Annotated in this window: 18 protein-coding genes; 8 read left to right on the top strand and 10 right to left on the bottom strand. The window is 66.6% G+C overall.

What is annotated here, in order from left to right; all coding sequences use genetic code 11:
* Positions 1-12: 12 nt before the first annotated feature.
* The gene (locus BXU08_RS15320) at positions 13-285 is read right to left on the bottom strand and encodes a GNAT family N-acetyltransferase (protein ID WP_077510844.1); all 273 of its coding nucleotides are present in this window, start codon (positions 283-285) and stop codon (positions 13-15) included.
* A gap of 38 nt (positions 286-323) precedes the next feature.
* On the opposite strand from BXU08_RS15320, the gene BXU08_RS15315 reads away from it, so the two are divergent.
* On the top strand, positions 324-1280 hold the full coding sequence (locus tag BXU08_RS15315; RefSeq protein ID WP_077510843.1) for an alpha/beta fold hydrolase: 957 nt from the start codon (positions 324-326) through the stop codon (positions 1278-1280).
* Here BXU08_RS15315 and BXU08_RS15310 read toward each other — a convergent pair.
* Positions 1244-1855 carry a hypothetical protein gene (locus tag BXU08_RS15310; RefSeq protein WP_077510842.1) on the bottom strand — a complete coding sequence of 204 codons (612 nt, stop codon included), beginning with the start codon at positions 1853-1855 and terminating at the stop codon, positions 1244-1246. The genes BXU08_RS15315 and BXU08_RS15310 overlap by 37 nt on opposite strands.
* A gap of 60 nt (positions 1856-1915) precedes the next feature.
* The gene (locus tag BXU08_RS15305) at positions 1916-3370 is read right to left on the bottom strand and encodes an ATP-binding protein (RefSeq protein ID WP_077510841.1); all 1455 of its coding nucleotides are present in this window, start codon (positions 3368-3370) and stop codon (positions 1916-1918) included.
* 136 nt (positions 3371-3506) lie between these two features.
* Between BXU08_RS15305 and recQ the strand changes: the two genes are divergently transcribed.
* Genes recQ through BXU08_RS15280 form a run of 5 tightly spaced genes read left to right on the top strand, consistent with a single transcriptional unit; the run spans position 3507 to position 8583 of the window.
* Positions 3507-5282: a DNA helicase RecQ gene (recQ, locus tag BXU08_RS15300; RefSeq protein WP_077510840.1), complete on the top strand. Its 1776-nt coding sequence runs from the start codon at positions 3507-3509 to the stop codon at positions 5280-5282.
* Positions 5279-5707: a TIGR01244 family sulfur transferase gene (locus tag BXU08_RS15295; RefSeq protein ID WP_077510839.1), complete on the top strand. Its 429-nt coding sequence runs from the start codon at positions 5279-5281 to the stop codon at positions 5705-5707. The genes recQ and BXU08_RS15295 overlap by 4 nt, the downstream gene beginning before the upstream one ends.
* Entirely contained in the window at positions 5704-6093 is a 390-nt protein-coding gene (locus BXU08_RS15290) for a hypothetical protein (protein WP_077510838.1), read from the top strand. Before BXU08_RS15295 ends, BXU08_RS15290 begins: the two co-directional genes overlap by 4 nt.
* Before the next feature lie 10 nt (positions 6094-6103).
* Positions 6104-7066 carry a sterol desaturase family protein gene (locus tag BXU08_RS15285; protein ID WP_077510837.1) on the top strand — a complete coding sequence of 321 codons (963 nt, stop codon included), beginning with the start codon at positions 6104-6106 and terminating at the stop codon, positions 7064-7066.
* Positions 7000-8583 (top strand): GMC family oxidoreductase, encoded by a 1584-nt coding sequence (locus BXU08_RS15280; protein ID WP_077510836.1) that lies wholly within the window; start codon positions 7000-7002, stop codon positions 8581-8583. The genes BXU08_RS15285 and BXU08_RS15280 overlap by 67 nt, the downstream gene beginning before the upstream one ends.
* A 300-nt stretch (positions 8584-8883) precedes the next feature.
* Here BXU08_RS15280 and BXU08_RS15275 read toward each other — a convergent pair whose 3' ends face one another.
* The 6 genes from BXU08_RS15275 to BXU08_RS15250 form a co-directional block, all read right to left on the bottom strand.
* The gene (locus BXU08_RS15275) at positions 8884-9492 is read right to left on the bottom strand and encodes a hypothetical protein (protein WP_077510835.1); all 609 of its coding nucleotides are present in this window, start codon (positions 9490-9492) and stop codon (positions 8884-8886) included.
* 157 nt (positions 9493-9649) lie between these two features.
* Entirely contained in the window at positions 9650-11068 is a 1419-nt protein-coding gene (locus BXU08_RS15270) for an ammonium transporter (RefSeq protein WP_077512468.1), read from the bottom strand.
* Between the two features lie 14 nt (positions 11069-11082).
* Entirely contained in the window at positions 11083-11421 is a 339-nt protein-coding gene (locus BXU08_RS15265; protein WP_077510834.1) for a P-II family nitrogen regulator, read from the bottom strand.
* A 162-nt stretch (positions 11422-11583) separates the two neighbouring features.
* Positions 11584-12519: an aldo/keto reductase gene (locus tag BXU08_RS15260; protein WP_077510833.1), complete on the bottom strand. Its 936-nt coding sequence runs from the start codon at positions 12517-12519 to the stop codon at positions 11584-11586.
* Positions 12516-13283: a hypothetical protein gene (locus BXU08_RS15255; protein ID WP_077510832.1), complete on the bottom strand. Its 768-nt coding sequence runs from the start codon at positions 13281-13283 to the stop codon at positions 12516-12518. The genes BXU08_RS15260 and BXU08_RS15255 overlap by 4 nt, the downstream gene beginning before the upstream one ends.
* Entirely contained in the window at positions 13283-16960 is a 3678-nt protein-coding gene (locus tag BXU08_RS15250; protein WP_077510831.1) for a TonB-dependent receptor, read from the bottom strand. Before BXU08_RS15250 ends, BXU08_RS15255 begins: the two co-directional genes overlap by 1 nt.
* 384 nt (positions 16961-17344) lie before the next feature.
* Between BXU08_RS15250 and BXU08_RS15245 the strand changes: the two genes are divergently transcribed.
* Positions 17345-20407, top strand: coding sequence for a sugar-binding domain-containing protein (locus tag BXU08_RS15245; RefSeq protein ID WP_077510830.1), 3063 nt, complete (start codon positions 17345-17347; stop codon positions 20405-20407).
* Here the strand turns inward: BXU08_RS15245 and BXU08_RS15240 are convergent.
* Positions 20404-20601, bottom strand: coding sequence for a DUF2007 domain-containing protein (locus tag BXU08_RS15240; protein WP_077512466.1), 198 nt, complete (start codon positions 20599-20601; stop codon positions 20404-20406). The two genes, BXU08_RS15245 and BXU08_RS15240, sit on opposite strands and share 4 nt — an antisense overlap.
* 113 nt (positions 20602-20714) lie before the next feature.
* Between BXU08_RS15240 and BXU08_RS15235 the strand changes: the two genes are divergently transcribed.
* Positions 20715-23687 (top strand): VIT domain-containing protein, encoded by a 2973-nt coding sequence (locus tag BXU08_RS15235; protein WP_171982538.1) that lies wholly within the window; start codon positions 20715-20717, stop codon positions 23685-23687.
* Positions 23688-23694 lie beyond the last annotated feature (7 nt).

The following is a 23694-nucleotide window of genomic DNA, read 5'->3' as shown; positions in this document are numbered from 1 at the left end:
GGAGGCGTTAGATTAGACCAGCAGATCCTGCCATTCGGCATGCCTGGCGATATAGGCCGCGACGAACTGGCATTGCGGACGGATCTTGAGCCCCCGGCCGCGCACATCGGCGAGCGCCGCCGCGATCAGCCGGCTGCCTACGCCCATTCCCTGCAGCGCCGAGGGCACGATCGTGTGGGTGAAGGTGATCACCTCGCCGTCGATGGCATATTCGGCAAAGGCGAGATGGCCCTGCTCGACCAGTTCGTAGCGGCTGCGTTCTTCGTTGTTGCGTACGTCGGACATGCCTAGGTTCTAGCCATGCGACGCACGAGAGGGAAGCGATGCTGATACCATTGGGGCTGGCCGGGATCTTCGCATTGGGGCTCGCGGGCTGGTCGGCCTATGTCGGGCGCAAGGCCGAGGAACTGGTGCCCGCCGAGGGCAAGTTCGCCGAAGTCGCCGGTGCGCGGCTCCATTATGTCGACATGAATCCCGAGGCCGAGGGCCCCGCGATCGTGATGGTCCACGGGCTGATGGGCCAGCTCCGCAACTTCTCGCATTCGCTTGCCGGCCGGCTCGCCGCCGATCACCGCGTCGTGCTGGTCGATCGGCCCGGCTGGGGACATTCGTCGATCGATGGGCCCCGGCCGGGTATCGCCGCGCAGGCCGGGATGATCGCCGCGCTGATCGAGCAGCTCGACCTCGAAAAGCCTTTGCTGGTCGGACATTCGATGGGCGGCGCGGTGAGCCTCGCGCTCGGCATTGGTCGCCCCGAGCTGGTTCGCGGGCTCGCGCTGATCGCACCGCTCGCACAGGTCGTCGATAGGGTCCCGGCCGTGTTCAAAGGGCTGCTCGCACCGCTCGCCCTGCGTCCGCTGCTCGCGTGGACCGTGGTGGTGCCTATGGGGCTGCGCACCGGCGCCGCAACCGCCGCGGCGATCTTCGCGCCCGATCCGGTGCCTGCCGATTTCGCGCTTGCCGGCGGTGGTGCGCTCGCGATGCGCCCCAAAAGCTATATGGCGGGATCGTTCGAGGTCCACACCGCGCCGGGCGAAATGGCGGCGCTGACCGCGCGCTATGCCGAGATGCGCGTGCCGGTGGCGATTCTCTACGGCCGCGGCGACGCGGTGCTCGATCCGCGGCTGAATGGCGAGCGGACCGCCGCCGAGATCCCCGGCGCGACAGTAGCGTTGATCGACGGCGGCCATATGCTTCCCGTGACGCACCCTGTGGAGACGGAAGCGTGGCTCCGGCAGGTGCTTCAGGCGACCGGCGGCGCGTTTACCGATACCGTCTGACCGCCAGGCAGCTTCACCGATCCGCCCGCGCCCGCCTGTTTCTGGACGAATGACCCGATGAACGCGCCGAGCGTCAGCTTGGCCATGTCCATGAAGGTGGGATAAGCGATTGCGAGGACCGAGAAAAACAATGTCAGCCCAATCGTCGCAAGCGGCAGCCCGGTCAGCCCCAATTTGGTGAATGCACCGGTGAAGCCGCTGAGGCTGGTGAGCCGGATATATTGGGTGACCGCCTCTTCCTGACCCAACTTCACTTGCTCGCTGATCGCCTGCCATTCCTCGCTGTTGATCACCCGGCCCGGCTGCTGGCCGCGCGACAGCCCTACCGATCGCAGCAGCTGGATGCCCAGCACTGCGCCGATCAGGCCGATCGAACTGAGGATGAGCTCGGGCGTGAAATCGGCCAGCGTGGTCGCGCGCTCGCTGGCCTTGGTATCGTCGAGGACGAGCAGATAACAGACGAAGCCGAACAGCGCGACGGCGCCATAGATCAACCCGATCCCCGCTATCGCCAGCGAACTACGCCCCAAATTGAAACCGCGCGGCTCGTCTGAATCGTCGAAGTTGTTTTCCATGCCACGTCCCCCCCGTTGTCACGCGAGACTATCACGGTCGCACGATTTTAGAAGCGGGACTTAACCCAATTCGGCGGGTTGCGTGGTCCAGCCCAGCCGCGGGATGGTGATCGAGCGCTTGCCGGCCAAGTCGACGCGGGTGACGAACAGCTCCTTGCTCTCGATATAGGTCAGCAAGCGGCGCACCCGGCCGAGCGAGCTGGTGCCATAGGTTGCGGCGAGTTCAGTGTCGCTGGGACAGGGCAGACCCTCGCGCGCGGCGCGGGCGACGAGCAGGAACGGCCCGAGCATGTCGTCAGGCAGCGCGCGCGCCGCCTCGAGCGCCTGTGCCCATTCAGCATCGGGATCACCATGGATGCCCGCACGCGCCGCCGAGAGGCGGCGGACAAAGCTCGAAAGATCGAGCGGCGGTCGCGCGAGTCCGACCATCCGGCAACGGACAAGGAAGTCCTGATAGAGCACCGACGGCGACCGAAAGGTCGATTCGCTGTCTTCGACGATGTCGCGCAGCACCTCGGCAATACGCCCGGCAGCCTCTTCGGCATCGATGTCGGGCACGTCCTCGGCCGGAGCGGGCGTCGAACGTGCAAGCGCCTCGATCAGCCGTTCGGAAGGCATCTGGGTCGGCACCGGTGTGGGTGCTGGCGGCGTCCAGTTGGGCTCGGCGGGGGCGAGCAGCAGATCCTTGATGTCTTCCGTAGGCGCCTGGGGCAGCGGCGTCAGCTTGGGGCTCGAGCTACGTGCACTGGTCTCGACTGCGCCGATCTGGATCGACACCGGGCGGCGCGCCACTGCCGGCCCAAGCGCGAGGAAATGGCCGCGCTGCAAGTCGCGGATCGCCTCGGCCTGGCGGCGCTCCATGCCGAGGAGATCGGCGGCACGCGCCATGTCGATATCGAGAAAGGTGCGTCCCATCAGGAAGTTCGAGGCTTCGGCGGCGACGTTCTTGGCAAGCTTCGCGAGCCGCTGGGTGGCAATCACCCCAGCGAGCCCGCGCTTGCGGCCGCGGCACATCAGGTTGGTCATTGCGCTCAGCGACGCGCGGCGGACGTCCTCAGCGACTTCGCCGCCGCCCGCAGGCGCGAACAGCTGCGCTTCGTCGACCACGACCAGCGCGGGATACCAATGGTCACGCGGCGCGTCGAACAGCCCGTTGAGGAAGGCCGCGGCGCATTTCATCTGACCCTCGGCCTCGAGCCCTTCGAGGCTAAGCACTACCGAGGCGCGATGCTCGCGGATGCGCGCGGCAAATCGGGCGACGTCGCGCTCGCTGTGCTCGGTCGCCTCGATCGCGATATGACCATAGCGGTCGCCCAGCGTGACGAAATCGCCCTCGGGATCGATCACCACCTGCTGGACCTGACCCGCCGATTGTTCGAGCAGCCGGCGCAGCAGGTGCGACTTTCCCGAACCCGAATTGCCCTGGACGAGCAGACGCGTGGCCAGGAGCTCCTCGAGATCCATCGACACAGGCGCGCCGCCCGTATCCTTGCCCATTTCCACGCGAACCGTCATTCGCCGTCCGCTTTGACCGATCAGAGCCGCAGTTCAAAGTACCGAGTGCCGCAGCCCATCGAAACCCTGTGGATGGAACGCCCCGACCCTGCTCTGCCTCTCGACACCACCCCTTCGCGGGCCCTAACGAAGCCCGGTGAAAGCGCCCCTGGACATCCTCCGTAAAACCTTCGGCTTCCCCGGCTTTCGGGGGGTGCAGCCTCAGGTGATCGATCGGGTGATGGCCGGCGCCAACACTTTGGCGGTGATGCCGACCGGCGCGGGCAAATCGCTATGCTATCAGGTGCCAAGCCTGGCGCTCGACGGGACGTGCGTAGTCGTCTCGCCGCTGATCGCTTTGATGCACGACCAGCTGCGCGCCGCCGAAGCCGTGGGCATCCGTGCGGCGACGCTGACCTCGGTCGACGAGAATCGCGAGGAGACGATCGCGCGCTTCCGCGCCGGCGAGCTCGATCTTCTCTATGTTGCGCCGGAACGCGCTTCGGGCGAGGGCTTTCGCAACCTGCTGACCCAGACCAGGCTCAGTCTCTTCGCGATCGACGAGGCGCATTGCGTCTCCGAATGGGGGCATGATTTCCGCCCCGACTACCGGCTGCTGCGGCCGTTGCTCGATCGCTTCGCAGAGGTGCCGCGGCTGGCGCTCACCGCGACCGCCGATGCGCATACTCGCGCCGATATCTGCGAGCAGCTGGGCATTCCGATCGACGGGATGATCGTCGCGGGGTTCGATCGGCCCAATATACGCTACACGATCACCGCGCGCGACAATTCGACGCGCCAGATCATCGACCTGATCGCCGAGCAGCCGGGCCCCGGAATCGTCTACGCACAGACTCGCGCTGGCGTGGAGAAGCTGGCCGACAAACTCGCCGAGACCGGACGTAGCGTGCTGCCCTATCATGCCGGGCTCGATCCCGCGGTGCGCCGCCGCAACCAGGCCGCGTTCGTCGCCAGCGAGGACATGGTCGTGGTCGCGACGGTGGCGTTCGGCATGGGAATCGACAAGCCCGACGTCCGCTTCGTCGCACATGCCGGCCTGCCCAAGTCGATCGAAGCCTATTATCAGGAGACCGGCCGCGCCGGCCGCGACGGCGACCCCGCAGTCGCACACCTCTTTTGGGGTGCCGAGGATTTTGCGCGGGCGCGCCAGCGGATCGGCGAAGTCGATGCCGGGCGGCAGGCAGGCGAACGCACGCGGTTGTCAGCGCTGGGCGCGCTGGTCGAGACTGGTGGCTGCCGCCGGCGCATCCTGCTCCGCCATTTCGGCGAAGACGCGTCGGAGAGCTGCGGCAATTGCGACAATTGCCTCAATCCGCCCGCGGCAGTCGATGTTACCGTAACCGCGCAGAAATTCCTGTCGGCGGTGTTCCGCACCGGCATGATGTTCGGCACCGGCTATATCGAGTCGATCCTGCTCGGCCAGTCGAGCGAGCGCAGCATGACGAACGGGCACGAGCAGCTCTCGGTGTTCGGGATCGTTGATGGCGACGAGGCGGCGCTGCTGAAGCCCGTGGCCCGCGCGCTGCTGCTGCGCGACGCACTGCGGGCCAATGCCCATGGCGGGCTCGAGTTCGGTCCGGGCGCGCGGCCGCTCCTCAAGGGCGAGACCGATCTCAAGCTCGTGCTTCCGCCCAAGCGCGAGCGGCGAACCAAGCGCGGACGCACCGCGGCCGGCGGCGACGCCAATCCGATCGGCAACCCGCTGTTCGAGGCGCTTCGCGCCAAGCGCCGCGAGATCGCGATGGAAGCGGGACTGCCGCCCTATGTGATCTTCCACGATTCGGTGCTGCGCGACATGGCGTTGGCGCGGCCCGGGACGTTGGGCGAACTGGGTCAACTCTCGGGCGTTGGCGCGCGCAAGCTCGAGGCTTATGGTGACACGTTCCTGCAGGTAATTCGCGAGGCGGCATGATCCGGAAGATCGACGAGCAGATATCGGTGGCGCCGCAGATCGCGCCCGAGGAGGTGGCGGACATCGCTGCGGCGGGGTTCAGGGGAATCGTCAACAATCGCCCCGAAGGCGAGGAGCTCGGCCAGCCGACGGGCGACGCGGTGCGCGCCGCGGCCGAGGCGGCAGGATTGTCCTATGCGGAGATCCCGGTCACGCATGCCGGCTTCTCGGCGACGCAGGTCGAAGCGATGGCTAAGGCGATCGAGGACGCCGGCGGGCCGGTTCTGGCCTATTGCCGCTCGGGAACGCGCTCGTGCAATCTCTGGGCACTCGCCGAGGCCAGCCGCGGTGGGGATCCGGACGCGCTGACGGCCAAGGCGGCGGGTGCGGGGTATGACATTTCGGGACTCCGTCCTCTTCTCGACGCGCTTTCCGGCCGCGCATGAACTGGATGCAGCTCGGCGGCTCGCTGGCCGCCGTTCTCGTGCTGGCGTGGGTCTCGTGGCTGCTCAAGTTGGGCGAGAGCCGGATCGCCGACGCCAATACCGCCAAGCAGATGGCCGAGGATGCGCTCAGCGGGTTCGTCGCGCGCGCCGCGCTGGTCGGCAGCAATGGCGCGGCGGCTCTGGTGCTGGGCAATGACGGCATCGCGGTAGTGAAGCGCCACGGCGCCAAAGTGTCGGTCCGGCGGCTGGCGCGGCCTTTGTGGAAGCGCGCCTCGCCCGAGGGTGTCACGATCGAGACCGGCGAGCGGATGTTCGGCGCGGTCATGCTGTTCGGCGTGTTGCCAGAAGATGTCGACAGGCTGGAAGCGCAACTGACATTGATGTAAGTCCGTTCGCATGAAGCTCGCCGATCCCGTGACGCTGGCAATTCCCGCCTTTGTGCTGCTGGTGCTGGCGGAGATGGTGGTCGCGCGGATCAAGGACCGCACCCGCTACGAGCCGCGCGACACGCTGACCTCGCTATTGCTGGGAACCGGCAGCACGATCGCCGGGGTCCTGTCGGGCGGACTGGTCTTCGCGCTGGCGACATGGCTCTGGCAGTTCCGCGCCTTCGACATCGGCTATGCCTGGTATTGGTTCGCCATCGCCTTCGTGGTCGATGATTTCGCTTATTATCTGTTCCACCGCTCGGCGCACCGCGTCCGCTGGTTCTGGGCGAGCCACGTCATCCATCATTCGAGCCAGCATTATAATCTCTCGACGGCGCTGCGGCAGACATGGACCGGCTTCTTCAGTCTGGGCTTCCTGTTCCGCCTGCCCTTGTTCCTGATCGGCTTCCCCCCGGCGATGGTGTTCTTCGTGGCCGGCCTCAACCTGATCTACCAGTTCTGGATCCACACCGAAGTGATCGGGCGGATGCCGCGCTGGTTCGAAGCGGTGATGAACACGCCGTCGCACCACCGCGTCCACCACGCGACCAACCCCCGCTACCTCGACAGCAATTATGCCGGGGTATTCATCGTGTGGGACCGCCTGCTCGGTACCTTCGAGCCCGAACGCGACGACGACCGGCCGCGCTACGGCATCGTCAAGGACCTGGGCAGCTTCAATGTCCTGTGGGCCGCGACGCACGAATGGGTGGGGATCGCCAAGGACGTCTGGCACGCGCCAAGCTGGCGTGCGCGGCTCAACTACCTGATCCGGCCGCCGGGATGGAGCCATGACGGCAGCCGGGACACGTCGGAAACGATAAAGGCGCGCTGGGAAACAGCCCGCCAGGAGCGGGGGGATTCGTGGAAGAAGCCGATATCGTCGTCATCGGATGCGGATCGGGCGGGAGCGCCGTCGCAGGCCGCCTGAGTGAGGGCGGAAAATACACCGTCGCGGTGATCGAGGCGGGCGGGCGCAACACCAGCCTCAAGACGATCATGCCCGGCATGATGCCGTTCCAGACCGACAAGACCAACTGGCGCTTCGAGACCGTGCCGCAGCCGGGACTGAACGGGCGCCGCGGCTACCAGCCGCGCGGCAAAGGCATGGGCGGATCGAGCGCGATCAACGCGATGCTCTACAATCGCGGCAACGCGCGCGATTATGACGAGTGGCGCGACCTGGGCTGCACCGGCTGGGGCTGGGGCGACATGCTGCCCTGGTTCCGCCGCAGCGAGCATAATGTCCGAGGCGCCGACGCCTTTCACGGCGACGATGGCCCGCTCTGGGTCAGCGACCAAGACCATGCGCATCCGGGCTCGCGCGCCTTCATCGAAGCGGCGTCGCGGCTTCAGATCCCGGTCAACCCCGACTTCAACGGCGCCCGGCAGGACGGCGTCGGGCTCTATCAGGTGACCCAGAAGAACGGCGAGCGCTGGACTGCGTCGCGCGCCTATCTGGAGGCGAAGCATCGCGACACTCTTCACATCGTCTGCGACGCGCTGGTCGAGCGCATCCTGTTTCACGAGGGCCGTGCGTCGGGCGTCGCCTATCGCAAGCACGGGCAGGCGCACGAGATCCGGGCGCGGCGCGCAGTGGTGCTCGCTGCCGGGGCGTTCCAGACACCGCAGCTGCTGATGCTGTCAGGGATCGGCCCGGCTGCGCATCTCGCCGAGATGGGGCTGGCGGTGCGTATCGACCGCCCGGCAGTCGGCGCCGACCTCCAGGACCATATCGACTATACTGCGGCGTTCGAGACCGACGGCAGCCTGTTCCTCGGCCGATCGGCGCTGGGCACGCTAAAATCGGTCGGTGCATTGCTCCAATGGCTGTTCACCCGTGGCGGCGGAATGACCTCGCCCTATGCCGAGGCGGGCGCGTTTCTGCGTACCGAACTCGCCGGCGAGCGGCCCGACGTCCAGCTCCACTTCCTGATCGCGATCGTCGAGGATCACGGCCGCGCCAGGGTGAAGGGGCATGGCTATAGCTGCCACGCCTGCGTGCTGCGCCCGGAAAGCCGCGGCACCGTCCGGCTCCAGTCGCCCGACGCCGCGGCGCCGCCGCTGATCGATCCGAATTTCCTGAGCGACCCGCGCGATATGGCAGTGCTCAAGACCGGCGTACGCGCGATGTACCGCATTCTCGATACGCCGCCGCTCGCCGACTATAAGGGCCGCGACCGTTATCCGATCGACCTGACCGACGATGCCGCGCTCGACGCGCTGATCCGCGCGCGGGCGGACACGATCTACCACCCGGTCGGCACGGCGCGGATGGGATCGGACGCGGAGGCCGTGGTCGACCCGCGGCTCAAGGTGCGGGGCGTCGACAGGCTGTACGTCGCCGACGCATCGGTGATGCCGCGCCTGATCGGCGGCAATACCAATGCGCCGAGCATCGTGATCGGCGAACGCTGCGCGGCGTTCATTTCCCAGGATCTAGGCTAGGGCCGAACCATCCTAGCGCCGGACCCCGGCCTTAAGCCGGGGTCCGGCTGCCCCTGGCTGGTCGAGGCGAGGGCTGTCAGCGGGGCGCATAGCAAAAGCAAAGGCCATACCAGAGACACACTGTCGCGCATGTTCCGGCGGCAGTGTGACCCTGCGGAAAATGTCAAAGAGCAAGGGGCAAGGCCCCGAGCATCGGCCTCAGCAGGCAAAATCCTACCTTTCAAGCGGTTTGTCAGGCAGCAGCAGACACCGCTCGGCCACCGGGAAACGGCCATCGCCCAGCCGCACCCAGATCGAATTCTAACGCGTCTCGATCAGGACCAGCAGGTAGCGATAGGCCCATTCGGTGCTCTTGTAGCGCCGTTCGGCATAGCGGAAGAACGAGGCGAGCGTCAGCGCCGCCGCGAGTGCGGCCACCACTGGGCCCGTGGCGAGCAGCAGCGCCGCGACCGGAATCACCACGACGAGCGACCGGAAGAACTTCGAGTCCGCCTCATAGCGCTCGACATCCGAAAGCGCCGCCGGGGCACGTAGCCGCAGCACCGATTTGGCCCAGGCGAAGCTGTTCATCGGCACGTCCTTCTCCGTGGTGTCGAAGAAGCGCTCGCGCGCTGCCGTGGCCCGCGCATAGCAATGATCGCCGCCGCCGCGGAACCGCTTCCACAGCTTGAGGCGGTCATAGACCTGCCCGTCGAGCAGCGAGGCGACCAAGAATATGAAATGGCCCGCGGCATAGGAAGTGAGCGCGAACGCCACCCAATCCGCGCCGGCCGGCGCCAGCAGCGCGCGCAGCGGCTCCTGAAACTCGGGATGGAATCGCCCGACCAGCGCGGCGGTGAGCAGCGCGCCCGGCAGCAGGATCGAGAAGAACTCGATCACCCCGATATGGAAGTCGTTCGGCTTCGGCATGGCACCCCCCGGTCAGCCCCGATGCCGTCATACGCCGCGCACGGCCCGCACGCAAAAAAAGAGGGCCGGCGGTTCGAAAACCACCGGCCCAGTCGTCCGCAGGAGGAACGTCGTTTGGGCGCCGCGCTGGCAGGAGCGTGCGCGGCGCCCGATCTCGTCAGTAGTTGTAGGCGCGCTCGCCATGCTCGTTGATGTCGAGCCCTTCGAGCTCGACTTCTACGCTGGGACGCAACCCGATCGTGTGCTTGATCGCGAGGAACAGGATAGCGGTGACCCCGCCCGACAACACCAGCGTCACACCGACCGCCTTGGCCTGGGTGAGTAGCTGCGCACCCATGTCATAGGTGCCGGCGACCGCCGGGATGACGTTGAAGTCCATGAAGCCCTGGCCGCCCAGCGCCGGATCGGCGACGATCGCGGTGCCGATCGCGCCGACGATGCCACCGACACAGTGGACGCCGAACACGTCGAGCGTGTCGTCATACTTCAGCTTGTTCTTCACCGTGGTGACGAAGAAGAAGCACACCGCCGATGCCACCGCGCCGAGCACGATCGCCGTCATCGGATGCGCGAAGCCTGCGGCCGGGGTGATCGCCACTAGGCCGGCGACAACGCCCGAGGCTGCGCCGAGGAGCGACGGCTTCTTGTGGATGACCTGCTCGATGATCGCCCAGACAGCGCCTGCAGCGGCGGTCGCCGTCATCGTGTTGACGAAGGCGAGCGCGGCGAACTTGTTGGCTTCGAGGTTGGAGCCCGCGTTGAAGCCGAACCAGCCCACCCACAGAAGGGCCGCGCCGATCATCGTCATGGTCAGCGAGTGGGGCGGCATGGGATCGGTCTTGTAGCCCGTGCGCTTGCCGATCACGAGGCAGCCGACGAGGCCGGCGATGCCCGCATTGATGTGGACGACGGTGCCGCCGGCGAAGTCTAGTGCGCCGAGACCCCAGAGATAGCCGTGATCGTCAGGCAGGCCGGGCTGGAAGTCCGGGCCGGGCCAGTACCAGACCATGTGCGCCATCGGGAAGTAGACCAAGGTCAGCCATGCGACGACGAAAAGGATCAGCGGCGTGAACTTGATGCGTTCGGCGAACGCACCAACGATCAGCGCCGGGGTGATCATCGCGAAGGTCATCTGGAAGACGACGAATACAGTCTCGGGCAGATAGACGCCGTTCGAGAAGGTCGCCGCGAAGGTGTTCGCATCGACGCCCTGGAGGAAGACCTTGGAGAAGCCGCCGACGAAGCTGTTCAGCGAACCGCCGTTGGTAAAGGCCATCGAATAGCCCCAGGCGCACCAGACGAGGCCGGCGACGCAGACGATCGTCAGCACCTGCATCAGGATCGACAGCATGTTCTTGGTGCGGACGAGGCCGCCATAGAAAAGCGCGAGGCCGGGAACCGACATCATCAGCACGAATGCCGCCGAGACGAGCATCCAGGCGACATCGCCCTTGCTCACCATCGAATCGTCGGGAACGACCGTCGCCACTGCAGGCGCGGCGTCCTGTGCCCAAGCGGGCAGCGCCGCGAACAGGGCAAGCCCTGCCCCCGCGGCCAGTTTGGTTGCTAGCTTCATCTGATCCCCCTTCATCACAGCGCCGTCTCGTCGGTCTCGCCGGTGCGGATGCGCACCGCCTGGCCGAGATCGAGGACGAAAATCTTGCCGTCGCCGATAGCGCCGGTGCTGGCCGCGGCCTGGATCGCCTCGACGGCGCGATCGACGATGTCGGCCCCGCACGCGATCTCAAGCTTGATCTTGGGCACCATGTTGGTGCTGTACTCGGCCCCCCGATAAATCTCGGTCTGGCCCTTTTGCCGACCGAAGCCCTTGACCTCGGTGACGGTCATGCCCGCAATGCCCACTTGCGTGAGCGCCTCGCGCACTTCGTCCAGCTTGAACGGTTTTATGATGGCGATGATGAGCTTCATGTCGCCCCCTCTTGGCGGTTAACCCGAGGGCAGCTCAGCAAGGGGCGTGCCAGCCGGAATTTTACGTGATTCCGCGCCCGGAGCGGGCAGTCAAATGTCACCGAACTGTAAATTTTTGTGCAGATGCGAAAGCCTGCACAAAAATGAGGCAGTGTCCGCGCGTCAGACGAGCCATTTGTGGCGGGCCAGTGCCGCGCGACTATCGGCATCGAGCGGGCCGGCGAGCATTGCGCGCAGATTGGCCTCGAGATGCTCGCGCCGGCACATTCCCACGGCAACCGTAGAGACCGCGGGGTGCGACAGGCAGAAGCGCAGCGCCAGATCGGTCACCGAACGTTCGGGCGACCCGGTCGTGTCCGCCAGATTGTGGACGCGCGCAACGGTCTCGCGCCGATGAGCGTCGAAGAAATAGCCGCGGCGCCAGTCGCGATCCGAAAAGACCGCTTCGCCGAACCCGGGCGCGATTGCGCCGTAATAGAGCGGCGCGCGGACGACCATGGCGACGTCGTGCGCCTGGCAATGCGGGAACAGCGCCGCGCCGGCTGGATCAAAGACATTATGCATCAGCTGCACCGCGTCGATCATGCCGCTGGCGACGGCTTCGGGCGCGGCTTCGATGTCGTGGTCGAACAGCGATATGCCGAAGCCGGCGATCTTTCCCTCGGCGCGCAGGCGCCGGAGCGTGTCCAGCCAATCGCCCTCGTGCAGCCATTCGGGGCACCAGGCGTGGAGCTGCACCAGCGCCAGCCGCTCGACGCCGAGCGCTGTGCGCAATCGCTCGACCTCGGCGCGGAGATGCGCGCCGGGATAGGCGTGCTGGGCGGGCACATGCGGCGACGGCAAATCGAAGGGCACCAGCGACGTCGGTCGGGCGATGACGTGGATGCCGGCCTTGTCCGGGGCCTGCCCGAGGGATGCGCCGAGCAAGCGGACGCCGTCTGCGTCGCCGGCATCGATCGTTACTGCATTGATTCCGCGATCGAATGCGAGCGCCAGCGTGGCGCGGGCTTCTTCGGGATCGTCGCCAGCGCCGCACACCGCGACGGCGAGCTCGGAGACCTGGAGTCCGGTTCGTCCCAGCGAGCGGTAGCGCATCATAGCGGATCCGCCGCGGCGGTGACTACGACCTGCAGGCCCGGGGCATGACGATTGGCCCAGGAGGAGCGGTGGTAGGTGCCGGGCTGGGCCGGCGTCTGGACCCGGTGGATGCTCGCTGCTCCGGGTGTAACTTCCCAATCGCGGTCGGGGTCGATCAGGAAGGGGAACTGGCCGGAAATCATGGCCTGGAGCTGGGCGGGGCGATGCGCCCAGAGCGTCTCGACATCGGCGGCGGTACGGAGGATTTGGGTGTCGAGGCGGCAGAGCAGGGCATGTTCGCGGTGGTGGAACATCCGGAACATGTCGACGTCGATGTTGTCACGCGGCGTGACGCGCATTCCACTTGGCCGCCCCAGAGGCCACACCAAGCGGAACGCCTGCGCCTCGTGGACGCGGTCGACGTGCCACACCAGGTCTCCGGGCGCGAAATAGGTGCGCAACGATACTGACGCCCGCGCATCCACCAACCCGCCTGCCAGCGTGGCGAGCGCCGCGATGTCCTCGGCGAAGCGCGCGCGTTCCGCAACGAAGGCGCCAGGGCCGAGCAGCTGATCGGAAACCATCGCCAGCGCGGCTTCGGGTTCCAGCCGGTTGAAGTGGAGCTTGAAGCCGCGCCGCGCGAGCAATGCGCGCACGAAATCGCGATAGGGCAGTTCGTCGAGGGCGGGACGCGCCAGCTCGACGGTGCCGAGATCGGACGCGTCGAGCTGAACCCGCACCGCGCGCGCGCCCTGATCGAGCGACGCGCGCGGCAGGCCGGACATCAGTTGCCGAACTGGATGCGCACACCGCCAAGTATGCGGCGGCCGCCATAGTTCATCCGCATCACCCGCGGCGTACCGTCGCCGAAGGGCACGTAATCGCCGGTCGAGACGGTCTGTACCTGACGGGTCATGTTGCGGCCCTCGGCATAGACCTGGAAGCTGCGGGTGATGTTGTACGAGATCTTGGCGTCGATGAAGGTCGAGCCGTCGTTGAACCGCGGCACGCCCGGATTATAGCCCGGCGCGACGAGGCGGACATTGGTCCACTGTTCACCCGGATAGTTGATGTCGTTGGTGTTGCCCCCGCACGGCGTGATGCACGAGAAGCGCGCGCTGCGCTTCTGATAGGCCACGCGCAGGTTGAGCTTGCCATCGTCATACCAGAGCGAGGCGTTGGCGTAATATTTGGACTCGTCGGGCGGCAGCATCACGTCGCCGGTCAGCGGATCCTGCTGGCCCGAGGTGACTGCCGAGGTAAGGATCGACAGATTGGCGTCGGCGCCGGTGTATTTCAGGAACCAGGGCAGGAAGGTGAATGCGGTCTTGGCCGAGAATTCCCAGATGTCGCGCTTGTAGCCCGGACCGTTGGCATAGGTCGGCACCTGGAATTCGAGCTCGGACAAGGGCGTGCCGGTAATCGGGTTGGTCTGGGTGCTGTCCGCGAACGGACGCTCGAGCACGGTCACGAAAATCGGGTTGCCGACCTTGACGTCGAGCTTGCCATAGGTCGCCGAGAACATCGTGTCGGCGTTGGGATACCATTCGAGGCTGGCATTGTAGTTCCACGCCTTGAACGGCGAGAGCGCCGGATTGCCGACACGCCCGGTGCAGCCATAATCATCGTCGCTGGGCGTGAGATCGACGCGCTCGTCGATGATGCAGGTGCCGCCGGGGATCAGATTGTTGATGTTCGGCGCCGCCACCGTCTTGCCGCCGTACAGCCGCAGGACGAGCTTCTCGTTGAAGCCCCAGAAGTTGAGGTTGACGCTGGGCAGCCAATCATTGGTGCTGCTCTTGAAATTGGTGTTCTGGGCATAGGTATAGGTGATGATGCCGCCGGCGTTGTTGGGATCGGCCGGGTTGAACGTCGCGCTGGTGCGGATCGTCGAGATCGTCTGGAGACCCGACGATTCGACCGTCCGGAACACGCCGCGAAGACCGACATTGCCGTTGAACAGCATGCCGAGCGGCAGGCGCTGCTCGAAATCGAACATCGCGTAGACGTTCTTGGTCGTCTCGTTCGCGCGCGTGATCGGCTGATCATAGGTCTGGCCGTCGCTGCCCACGCACTGCTTCATGCAATCGAAGTTCATGAAGTCAGACGCGCCGAGCGCGGCGAACAGCTGGTCGGTGCGGATGCCCTGCCAGGCGGGCGGCAGATTGCCGCGATTCGGCACGTCGCCGAAATAGTTCGAATCGCTGGCTTCGAGCGTCTTGGTGAACAGATCGATCAGTTCCTGCCGCGTCAGCGTATCGACACCCGAACGGATATTCGCCGGATTGGTGCTGGGCACGAAGCCATAATTGCACGAGAGCCCGCCCGGGGCAGACGACCCCGCCGTCGGCTCGCAGGCGCGCAGCGTGCCGCGGACCTGGGCGATCGGCACGATCACCGCCGGAACATAGCCGGCCTGGCCGAACACGCCCCGTTGCGGGCTGGCAGTGTAGCCGCCGGCGCCCCAGCGCTTGATGTCGTTGTCGCGGAACATCCCGCCCATTTTGAAGCGGGTGATGAACGGCAGCATGTCGTTGGTGTCGTAGGTAAGATCGAGCTTGGCGATCTTCTCGGTCGATTCGCCGATGCGCGGCGAATATTGGACCGCGAAGGTCGGTGTGGTCAGCGGCATCTGCGACACGAGATATTGCGGCGTGGCAGGTCCCGTGGCGCTCGCGGCGACCGCATTCTGGCCGATGCAGGTCGCCGGATTGCTGCCGCCCGCGACGCAGGCCGCCGGGTTCACCTGCGCGAAGTTCGCAGGGTTGGTTTCGTCATAGGTAGCAGGCAAGCCGATGTCCCACAGCCCGTTGGGCTGGAGCGTCAGTTCGGCATTGCCATAGGCATAGTTGCGCGAGGTGCGCATGTCGCCGCGCCGGGTCTCAGCGGTGGTCAGGCCCGCCATCGCTTCGACCAGCAGCCGATCGCCGCGATATTCGCCGCCGACCTGGGCATATTTGGTCTTGGTATCGATGCGGTTCTCGATCTGGTCGATGTTCACCGAATTGTTGGTCAGCGTCATCTTGGTGACGTTGTGCGCGTCATCGACGACGACGCTGCCCGGGATCACGTTGAGGACGTTGCCCAGCACCGCATTGCTGCTGACATTGTTGATCCCGTAACTGGGATCGAACAGATAATAGCCCGCCGGCGCATTGGGAGAGACGGTGCGCGTGCGCGGATTGGTCGCCGCAGTCGAGATATCGAACGTGCCGTTGATGTTCTGGTTGAACAGGCTGACCGGATTGCGGCTGCGATTCTGATCGTGGACCTTGCGATTGGCGATCGTGCCCTTGGCAAAGATCGTCAGATTGTCGGTCACGCGATAATCGAGGCGGCCGTCGAACGAATAGCGCTCGTCGGTCTGGGTGTTCATGAAGTTGCGGATCAGCGACGGCGTATAGTCGTTCCACTGATTGAGGCAGGTCTGCTGCTCGAGGATGCGCTGGTTGCGGGTCGCGGTGCTGGCGGCGGGCGCGAGATGCGGGAACAGCGTGAGACACTGCGCCTTGCTGGTGGCGCCCGCGGACAGCGTGATCAGCTCGCGCGGCGTCAGCGTGGTGCCGTCCGGCGCGGTGCTGTTGGCGAAGGCGACGTCGGCGGCGTCGGTGCCCACCGTCGCCGGATTGAAGGTGAAGGTCTTCTCCGCCGACTGATCGAAATCGAACAGGCGCGCATAGCCGCGGTTGTTGCTGGTGGTGGTCTCGAAGCCGTGACCGTTATTCTGAAGCTTGGAATAATTGCCGCTGACGATCACGCCGAGCCGGTCGCCGAACAGCTTGGTGGCGGCGACGCCGTTGAAATCGGGCGTCCAGTCGCGGCCGATCGAGTTCTGCCCGGCGCCGGCGCGGAGCGAGAAATAGGGCTTCTTGAAATCGAGGCCGGTGCGCGTCTTGATCGAGATGCTGCCGCCCAGCGAGCCTTCGGTCTGGTCGGCAGTCGATCCCTTGACCACGTCGACGCTCTTGACCAGCTCGGCGGGCAATTCGCGCAGATCCGCGCCGCGGCTGCTGCCGCCGTCAATCGCTAGAGAATTGGTCGCCTGGACGCCGATGCCGTCGAGTTCGACGCGCGTGAGATCGGGGCCGTTGCCGCGCACGGCCACGCCTTCGCCTTCGCCGAATTCGTTGCGGCTGAGCGCGACGCCCGGGATGCGCGAAATGGCTTCGTTGACGTTGCGATCGGGGAAGGAACCGATGTCGTCGGCGACGATCGAGTCGGTCGCGGTGCGCGCATTCTTCTTGCGGCCGATCGCCGATTGCTGGCTGGCGCGCGAGCCGACGACGATGATCGCCTCGGACTGGGCCTCGCTGTCTTCGCCGACTTCGGGGGCGGCGGTCTGTTCGCCGGCTTCCGGCGTCGTCTGCGCCATCGCCTGGCCTCCGCAGGCAAGCGCCAGGCCCAGAGCTGCCCAGGAGGCAGTTGCTGCCATCCGGACGCGCGACGTCGATCGAATATTCATGGTTTCCCCTCTCCCACCGTGTTGTGCACGCACTCATCCGGCGCGGGGTCAGGCGTCCGCCTGTTATTCCCGAACCGAACACTTCGTGAGCTCCGGGATATACGCCCCGATAATCTCACAATATGAAACACGAATTCAGCTTGTAGAATTATCAGCTTTTTCGGTTGGTGCAACCGATTTGTCATACCAAGGGTGCGCCGGTGCGGATCTGGAGCGCATTGCGGCTATCCCTGTCATCCCAGACTCGCGTGATCGCGGCTCACTTGGTGGTAAGGCCAATCACTGCGATGTCGGTTAAGTGGCTTGACCATAAAAGCCCATATGCCATAACTTCGTATCACATGATGAAATGATCCGGCCGGCGCCGGACGTGGGAGAGTGAAGATGCGAGGACATTCGATCCGGCTTGCCGCCGCGCTGCTCCTCGCCGGGACGGCGGGCCCGGTGTTCGCGCACGACGCGTCCACTGCAGTCGCCTCGCCGCGCGCCACCTATAATCTCAATCCCGGCTGGCGCGTCGCGACCGGCGAGCAGCCCGGCGCCGAGCGCGCGAACTTCGACGATCGCAGCTGGGGCAATGCCACGCTGCCGCACGCGTTCAACGAGAAGCAGGCGTTCGCGCGCGACATCAAGCAGCTGTCGACGGGCATCACCTGGTATCGCAAGCGCATCACCCTGCCCGCGCGGCAGGACGGCGGGCGCGCCTATCTGGAATTCGAAGGCGTGCGCCAGGCGGCCGAAGTCTGGGTCAACGGCAAGGCGGTGGCGCTCTCCGAGAACGGGGTTAGCGCGTTCGGCGCGGACATCACCGCGGCGCTGCGGCCCGGCGAAAATGTCATCGCAGTGCGCGTCGACAATGACTGGAAGTACAAGGAGCGCGCGACCGGCAGCGGCTTCCAGTGGAACAACGACAATTTCAACGTCAATTATGGCGGGATCACGCGCAACGTCCGGCTGCATCTGACCGGGCCGGTCCACCAGACGCTGCCGCTCTACGGGTCGCTGGGCACCACCGGGCAATATGTCTGGGCCGACGGATTCGACCTGACGCGGCGCAGCGCGACGGTCCATGCCGAGACACAGGTGCGCAATTCGGGCAGCACGCCGCGGGCGATCGGCTATCGCGCAGAGGTTCGCGACCGCGCGGGCAAGATCGTCGCGCGGCTGGACGGCGGCAGCGTGACGCTGGCCCCGGGCGAGACGCGGACGCTGGGCGCGGCGGGCAAGGTTGCCGGGCTCCAATTCTGGAGCTGGGGCTATGGCTATCTCTATACGGTGACGACCAGCCTGACCGAGAGCGGCAGGACGATCGACAGCGTCGATACGCGCACCGGCTTCCGCCAGACGCAGCTCGGGGAGGGCATGGTGCGGCTCAACGGGCGCGTGATCCAGATGCACGGCTATGCCCAGCGCACCTCGAACGAATGGCCCGCGGTGGGGGTGTCGATCCCGGCCTGGCTCAGCGACTTCTCCAACGCGCTGATGGTCGAGAGCGGCGGCAATCTGGTGCGCTGGATGCACATCGCGCCTTCGAAGCAGGATGTGGAATCCGCCGATCGCGTCGGGCTGATCCAGGCGATGCCGGCGGGCGATGCCGAGAGCGACGTCACCGGACGGCGCTGGGACCAGCGCAAGGAGGCGATGCAGGACGCGATCGTTTATAACCGCAACAATCCGTCGATCCTGTTCTACGAAGGCGGCAACGAGAATATCAGCGAGGCGCACATGGCCGAGCTGAAGGCGATCCGCGACCGCTTCGATCCGCATGGCGGCCGGGCGATCGGTTCGCGCGAGATGCTCGACAGCAAGATCGCCGAATATGGCGGCGAGATGCTCTATGTGAACAAGAGCGCGAAGCATCCGATGTGGGCGATGGAATATTCGCGCGACGAGGCGGCACGACTCTATCAGGACGCGCTGACCCCGCCGTTCCACCCGGATTCGCCCGACTATAACCGCAACCAAGACAGCCACGCGATCGAGGACGTCAAGCGCTGGTGGGACTTTTATCGGGTGCGGCCGGGCACCGGCAAGCGGGTGAGTTCGGGCGGGGTGAACATCATCTGGTCGGACTCGAACACGCATTATCGCGGGGACAATAATTACCGGCGCTCGGGCGAAGTCGATGCGATGCGGCTGCCGAAAGAGGGGTTCTTCGCGCACAAGGTGATGTGGAGCGACTGGGTCGACAGCGTCACTCCGGCGACGCACGTGATCGGGCATTGGAACTATGCGCCGGGGACGCGCAAGGACGTGACCGTGGTGTCGAACGGGACGCAGGTCGAGCTGTTCCGCAACGGGCGTTCGCTGGGCAGAGGCACGCGAAGCAGCGGGTTCCTGTTCGGGTGGAAGGATGTCGCCTGGGCGCCGGGGATGCTGCGCGCGGTGGCGACGCATGCCGATGGGCGGCGGTCCGAGCATGTCGTCGAGACGGCGGGTGCACCGGTGGCGCTGCGGCTGACTCCGCATGTCTCGCCGCGCGGTTTCGTGATGGACGGAGCCGATGTCGCGCTGATCGATGTCGAGGTGGTCGATGCCAAGGGGCGACGCGTGCCGATTGCGAACGACAAGGTAGCGTTCACGCTCGACGGGCCGGCGCAATGGCGCGGCGGGATCGCGCAGGGCGATTCGTCGGGCAAGCCGCGTTCGGAGGTTGCGGCGGGGCCGGCCGAGCCGACCAAGCCCGCCGGCGCCGACCAGACGACGCACTATGCCGGCACCGCGCGGGGCGAGGACAATTATGTCCTGTCGCAGACGCTACCGGTCGAGGGCGGCGTCAACCGGGTGCTGCTGCGTGCGGGGACACAGCGCGGGACGGTGCGCGTCACGGCGACTGCGCCGGGGCTCAGGCGCGCGGTGCTGACGATCCCGACGGTCGCGGCGCGGCCGGCGGCGGGCGGATTGTCACCGGACTTCGCCGAAAACCATCTGCCGGGATTGCTGACGCGCGGGCCGACACCCACGGGCCCCTCGTTCACGCCGACGCGTACGACCTGGACGCCCGCGTCGATCGTCGCCGGGTCCAACGCTGCCGAGGCCGGGCAGAGCATCGACGACAACGAACTGACGCGCTGGACCAGCGACGGCAGGCCGGACGCGGCGTGGATCGAATATCGCTTCGACGCGCCGGTGACGCTGAGCGAGATCGACTTGAAGCTCGTCGGCTGGCGGTCGCGCAGCTACAAGTTGCGGATCACGCTGGACGGAAAGACGATCTGGGAGGGCGAGACCGAACGCCAGCTCGGCTATGCGCATCTTGCCTTCGCCGCCGCCCGCGGCAGCGTGCTGCGGATCGTCCAGACCGGGCCGGTCGCGGACCGCGATGCATTCGGCAAGGTCATCGAGCTAGATACTTCGCGCAAGGCGGGCGACACCGGTGCCGACGCAGTGCCGCCGGGCTGGCGGCTGGGTATCGTCGAGGCCGATTTCCACGGCCCGGTGCGCTAGGGTTGGATCAGCGCCCGCGCCGCGCCGACATCCTCGTCGTCGACCATCACGCGGACCGGGATCAGTAGCCAGCTGCCGTCGGCGATGCTGCTTCCGGCATCGAACACGAAGCTCATAATGCCTTCGCTCTCGAGCCGGCCCTGGACGATATGCGCTTCCTGCCGATCGAAGCGCCCGAGTTCCACCAATGCCATGCGCTGCTCCCGTTCACGCGCAATGTGGCCCCGCGACCGCACAGCCGCCAGTGCTTTGTCGTTGCGCCGGCCGTGCCGCTCGGTCACTCTCCGCGCGACAAACGGGGGATGCAATGGGGTGGCGCGCGACACTTTCGCTGGCGATCGGGCTGTGGCTGCTGCCCGCCCCCGCATCGGCGCAGAGCAACCCCACGCTGTCGGAGGCCGAGCGCGGCATCCGGACCGGCGACGCCGAGGATGACGCAAGGCATCTGCGGATCGACGAGATGCTGGTCCGCGCGCACGTCACCGGGCGCACCGCCGACGTCACGCTGGAGCTGCTGATCGCGGCCGACCCCGACGAGCACGAGGATTTCGAAGCCAGGCTCGCGCTGGCGTTGCCGGCCGATGCAGTGGTCACCGGCTATGCACTGAGCGTCGGCGACGCGATGATCCCCGGCAAGCTGCTCGAACAGCCCAAGGCGCGTAACCTGTACGAGGACGAAGTCCGCGCCGGGATCGATCCGGGGCTGGCCGAAGTTTCCGCGGGCAACCGCTTCACGACGCGCATCTACCCGATCACCCGCACGCAGCCGCGCCGCTTCCGCATGACCTTCGCCGTGCCGTTCGATCCTGTGCGCGGGATCGTCGTGCCGCTGTCGCGCGACGCTGCGATCGGCAAAATCCGCGTCGAAGTCACCATCGACGGCTACGCCGCGGCGCCGAACGTGCGGTTCGCCGGCGAAGCGGTATCGCTTTCCAGCGAGGGCAGGCAGTGGCGCGGCAGCGCGGGCGGCGACCGCAAGCTGCTCGCGGGCGGACTGGAGATCGCCGGCGGGACGCTCGCCGAGCCGCTGCTGGTCACCCGCCATGCCGGCGGCGAGCGCTTCTTCGCGATCGCCGATACCGCTGCGGCAGCCTCGGCCGCCTCGGCGCCGGGACGGCTCCGCATCTATTGGGACCGTTCGCTCTCGCACGGTCGCGACCGGCGCGACCTGGAGACCGACGTGCTCGCGCGCCTTGCCGAGACCATCGCGCCGAGCGCGATCGACCTGGTCACCTTTGCGAGCGACCGCCCGCACGTGACGACCCACGCCGATGCCGCGGCGCTGCGCAAGGCACTCGACGGCGTGGTCTATCGCGGCGCGACTTCGTTCGCGGGGCTCGACGGACTCGCGCTTGCCCCCGCCAGCCGCTGCGTGCTGGTGTCCGACGGGCAAGTGACGATCGACCGCGGCACCGCCTTCGCCCCCGATTGCCCGCTGGTGCTGCTGACCGCATCGAGCGAGGCCGACGGAGCGCGGCTGGGCCGCATCGCGCAGGGCGTATCGGGACGGCTGGTGCGCGTGAGCGAAGGCAAGGTCGCGGAGGCCGCCGCGACGCTGGCCCAACCCGGATCCGGCGTGACCGCGGTGCGCGACGCATCGGGAAAGCGCATCGCGTTCCGCGCGCTCGCGGCGGGTGCGGGCCAGTGGCAGATCGTCGGGCCGATGCCCGATCGGGGCGGGCTGCGCGTCCGGCTGAGCGACGGCAGCGAACGCAATTATGCGGCGACCGACGCAGTGGTTTCCGGCGATGCGCCGGGCGCGCTATGGGCGGCGCAACAGGTGCAGATCCTCGCCGACGATCCGGCGCGGCATGACGAGATGGTCGAATTCGCGCGGCACTATCAGGTCGCCGGGCCGGCGATGTCGCTGCTCGTGCTCGAACGACCCGACCAGTATCTGCGCGCGGGGATCGCGCCGCCGCCGGGCTTCGATGCTGAATGGATGAGGCAATATCGCGAGTCGAAGCAGGATGCCGACGAACAGGCTCTTGGCGATCGGCGCGAACGCTTCGACCATGTGCTCAAGGAATGGGCCGAGCGCAAAGCCTGGTGGATGCGGCGATTCGTCGCTCCGCCGCGTCCCAAGCCTGGCCCGCGTCCGGTGCCAATGCCGGCAGAGCCCATGCCGGTGTACGAGCCGGCACCGCCGATGCCCTCGCCCATGCCGGCGCCAAGCGTTTCGTCCGACAGGGCCGCCGGAGTGACTGCCGTAAGCGAGGAAGACCTGTCGGACGGCGCGGACAGCGTCGTCGTGACCGGCGCCCGCGCGCGGGATGTGCCGGTGGCGCGGGCGGAACGCGCAACCACTGCGACTGACGTGAAGGTCGATCTCGCCGACCTGATCGCCAAGCGCCCCTACACCGTTGCGCTCGATGCCGCTGCGCCCGGGGCCCGACTGGCCGTGCTCGCCGTGCAGGAGCGCGCGCATGGGTCGGTGCCGAGCTTCTATTTCGACGTTGCCGAGTGGTTCCGCAGCAAGGGCGACAGCGCGACTGCGGAGGCGCTGTTGCTCTCCGCGCTCGAACTGCCCCAGTCCGATGACGAGACAAGGCAGATCGTCGCTTTCCGGCTCGAGCGCGACAAGGCGCACGACCGCGCGATCGAGCTTGCCGAGCAGATCGCCGCGGCCAATGCCGAGTTCCGCCCGCAGCCGGCGCGCGACCTGGCGCTCGCATTGGCGGCGCGCGGACGCAGCCGCGGCGCGGCGGGACGCGCCGATCTGGAACGCGCGTTCGCTTTGCTCACCGACGCCGCGCTCAATCCGGCGTCCGACGATTTCGACGGATTCGAAGTGATCGCGCTGATGGATGCCAATGCGCTGATCCCCGATATCGAGGCGGCAGGCGGAAGCTGGACGCTCGACCCGCGGCTGGTGGCGTTGCTCGACACCGATGTGCGGATCGTCATCGAATGGGTCGCCGACGACGCCGATATCGACCTGTGGGTCAACGAGCCGAGTGGCGAGCGCGTCTATTATGGCGACAAGCTGAGCAGCCTGGGCGGGCAGATCTCGAACGACATGACCAACGGCTACGGGCCCGAGGAATATGCCATTCGCCGCGCGCCCGCGGGAAGCTATGACGTGCGCATCAACGGATATGACGCCGACCGGATCAACCCCAATGGCGCGGGCCATGTCCTGATCCGGCTTACGCGCAATTTCGGGCGCCGCAGCGAAGACGAAGTGCTGGTCGATGTCGACCTTGCCTTCCAGCAGGGCCGCGACCGCGACGAGGAATCCCGGACCAAGCCGATCGCGACGTTGCGCGTGACCCGATAGCGGGGCG

Source organism: Sphingomonas sp. LM7 (assembly GCF_002002925.1).
Classification (GTDB): Bacteria; Pseudomonadota; Alphaproteobacteria; order Sphingomonadales; family Sphingomonadaceae; genus Sphingomonas.
This window is presented reverse-complemented; position numbering and strand designations above follow the sequence as displayed.

Excerpts from the sequence above, each read along its gene's own strand:
- BXU08_RS15320 (WP_077510844.1), bottom strand. The coding sequence starts at position 285 with ATGTCCGACGTACGCAACAACGAAGAACGCAGCCGCTACGAACTGGTC.
- BXU08_RS15315 (WP_077510843.1), top strand. The coding sequence starts at position 324 with ATGCTGATACCATTGGGGCTGGCCGGGATCTTCGCATTGGGGCTCGCG.
- BXU08_RS15310 (WP_077510842.1), bottom strand. The coding sequence starts at position 1,855 with ATGGAAAACAACTTCGACGATTCAGACGAGCCGCGCGGTTTCAATTTG.
- BXU08_RS15305 (WP_077510841.1), bottom strand. The coding sequence starts at position 3,370 with ATGACGGTTCGCGTGGAAATGGGCAAGGATACGGGCGGCGCGCCTGTG.
- BXU08_RS15295 (WP_077510839.1), top strand. The coding sequence starts at position 5,279 with ATGATCCGGAAGATCGACGAGCAGATATCGGTGGCGCCGCAGATCGCG.
- BXU08_RS15290 (WP_077510838.1), top strand. The coding sequence starts at position 5,704 with ATGAACTGGATGCAGCTCGGCGGCTCGCTGGCCGCCGTTCTCGTGCTG.
- BXU08_RS15285 (WP_077510837.1), top strand. The coding sequence starts at position 6,104 with ATGAAGCTCGCCGATCCCGTGACGCTGGCAATTCCCGCCTTTGTGCTG.
- BXU08_RS15275 (WP_077510835.1), bottom strand. The coding sequence starts at position 9,492 with ATGCCGAAGCCGAACGACTTCCATATCGGGGTGATCGAGTTCTTCTCG.
- BXU08_RS15270 (WP_077512468.1), bottom strand. The coding sequence starts at position 11,068 with ATGAAGCTAGCAACCAAACTGGCCGCGGGGGCAGGGCTTGCCCTGTTC.
- BXU08_RS15265 (WP_077510834.1), bottom strand. The coding sequence starts at position 11,421 with ATGAAGCTCATCATCGCCATCATAAAACCGTTCAAGCTGGACGAAGTG.
- BXU08_RS15260 (WP_077510833.1), bottom strand. The coding sequence starts at position 12,519 with ATGATGCGCTACCGCTCGCTGGGACGAACCGGACTCCAGGTCTCCGAG.
- BXU08_RS15255 (WP_077510832.1), bottom strand. The coding sequence starts at position 13,283 with ATGTCCGGCCTGCCGCGCGCGTCGCTCGATCAGGGCGCGCGCGCGGTG.
- BXU08_RS15250 (WP_077510831.1), bottom strand. The coding sequence starts at position 16,960 with ATGAATATTCGATCGACGTCGCGCGTCCGGATGGCAGCAACTGCCTCC.
- BXU08_RS15245 (WP_077510830.1), top strand. The coding sequence starts at position 17,345 with ATGCGAGGACATTCGATCCGGCTTGCCGCCGCGCTGCTCCTCGCCGGG.
- BXU08_RS15240 (WP_077512466.1), bottom strand. The coding sequence starts at position 20,601 with ATGGCATTGGTGGAACTCGGGCGCTTCGATCGGCAGGAAGCGCATATC.
- BXU08_RS15235 (WP_171982538.1), top strand. The coding sequence starts at position 20,715 with ATGGGGTGGCGCGCGACACTTTCGCTGGCGATCGGGCTGTGGCTGCTG.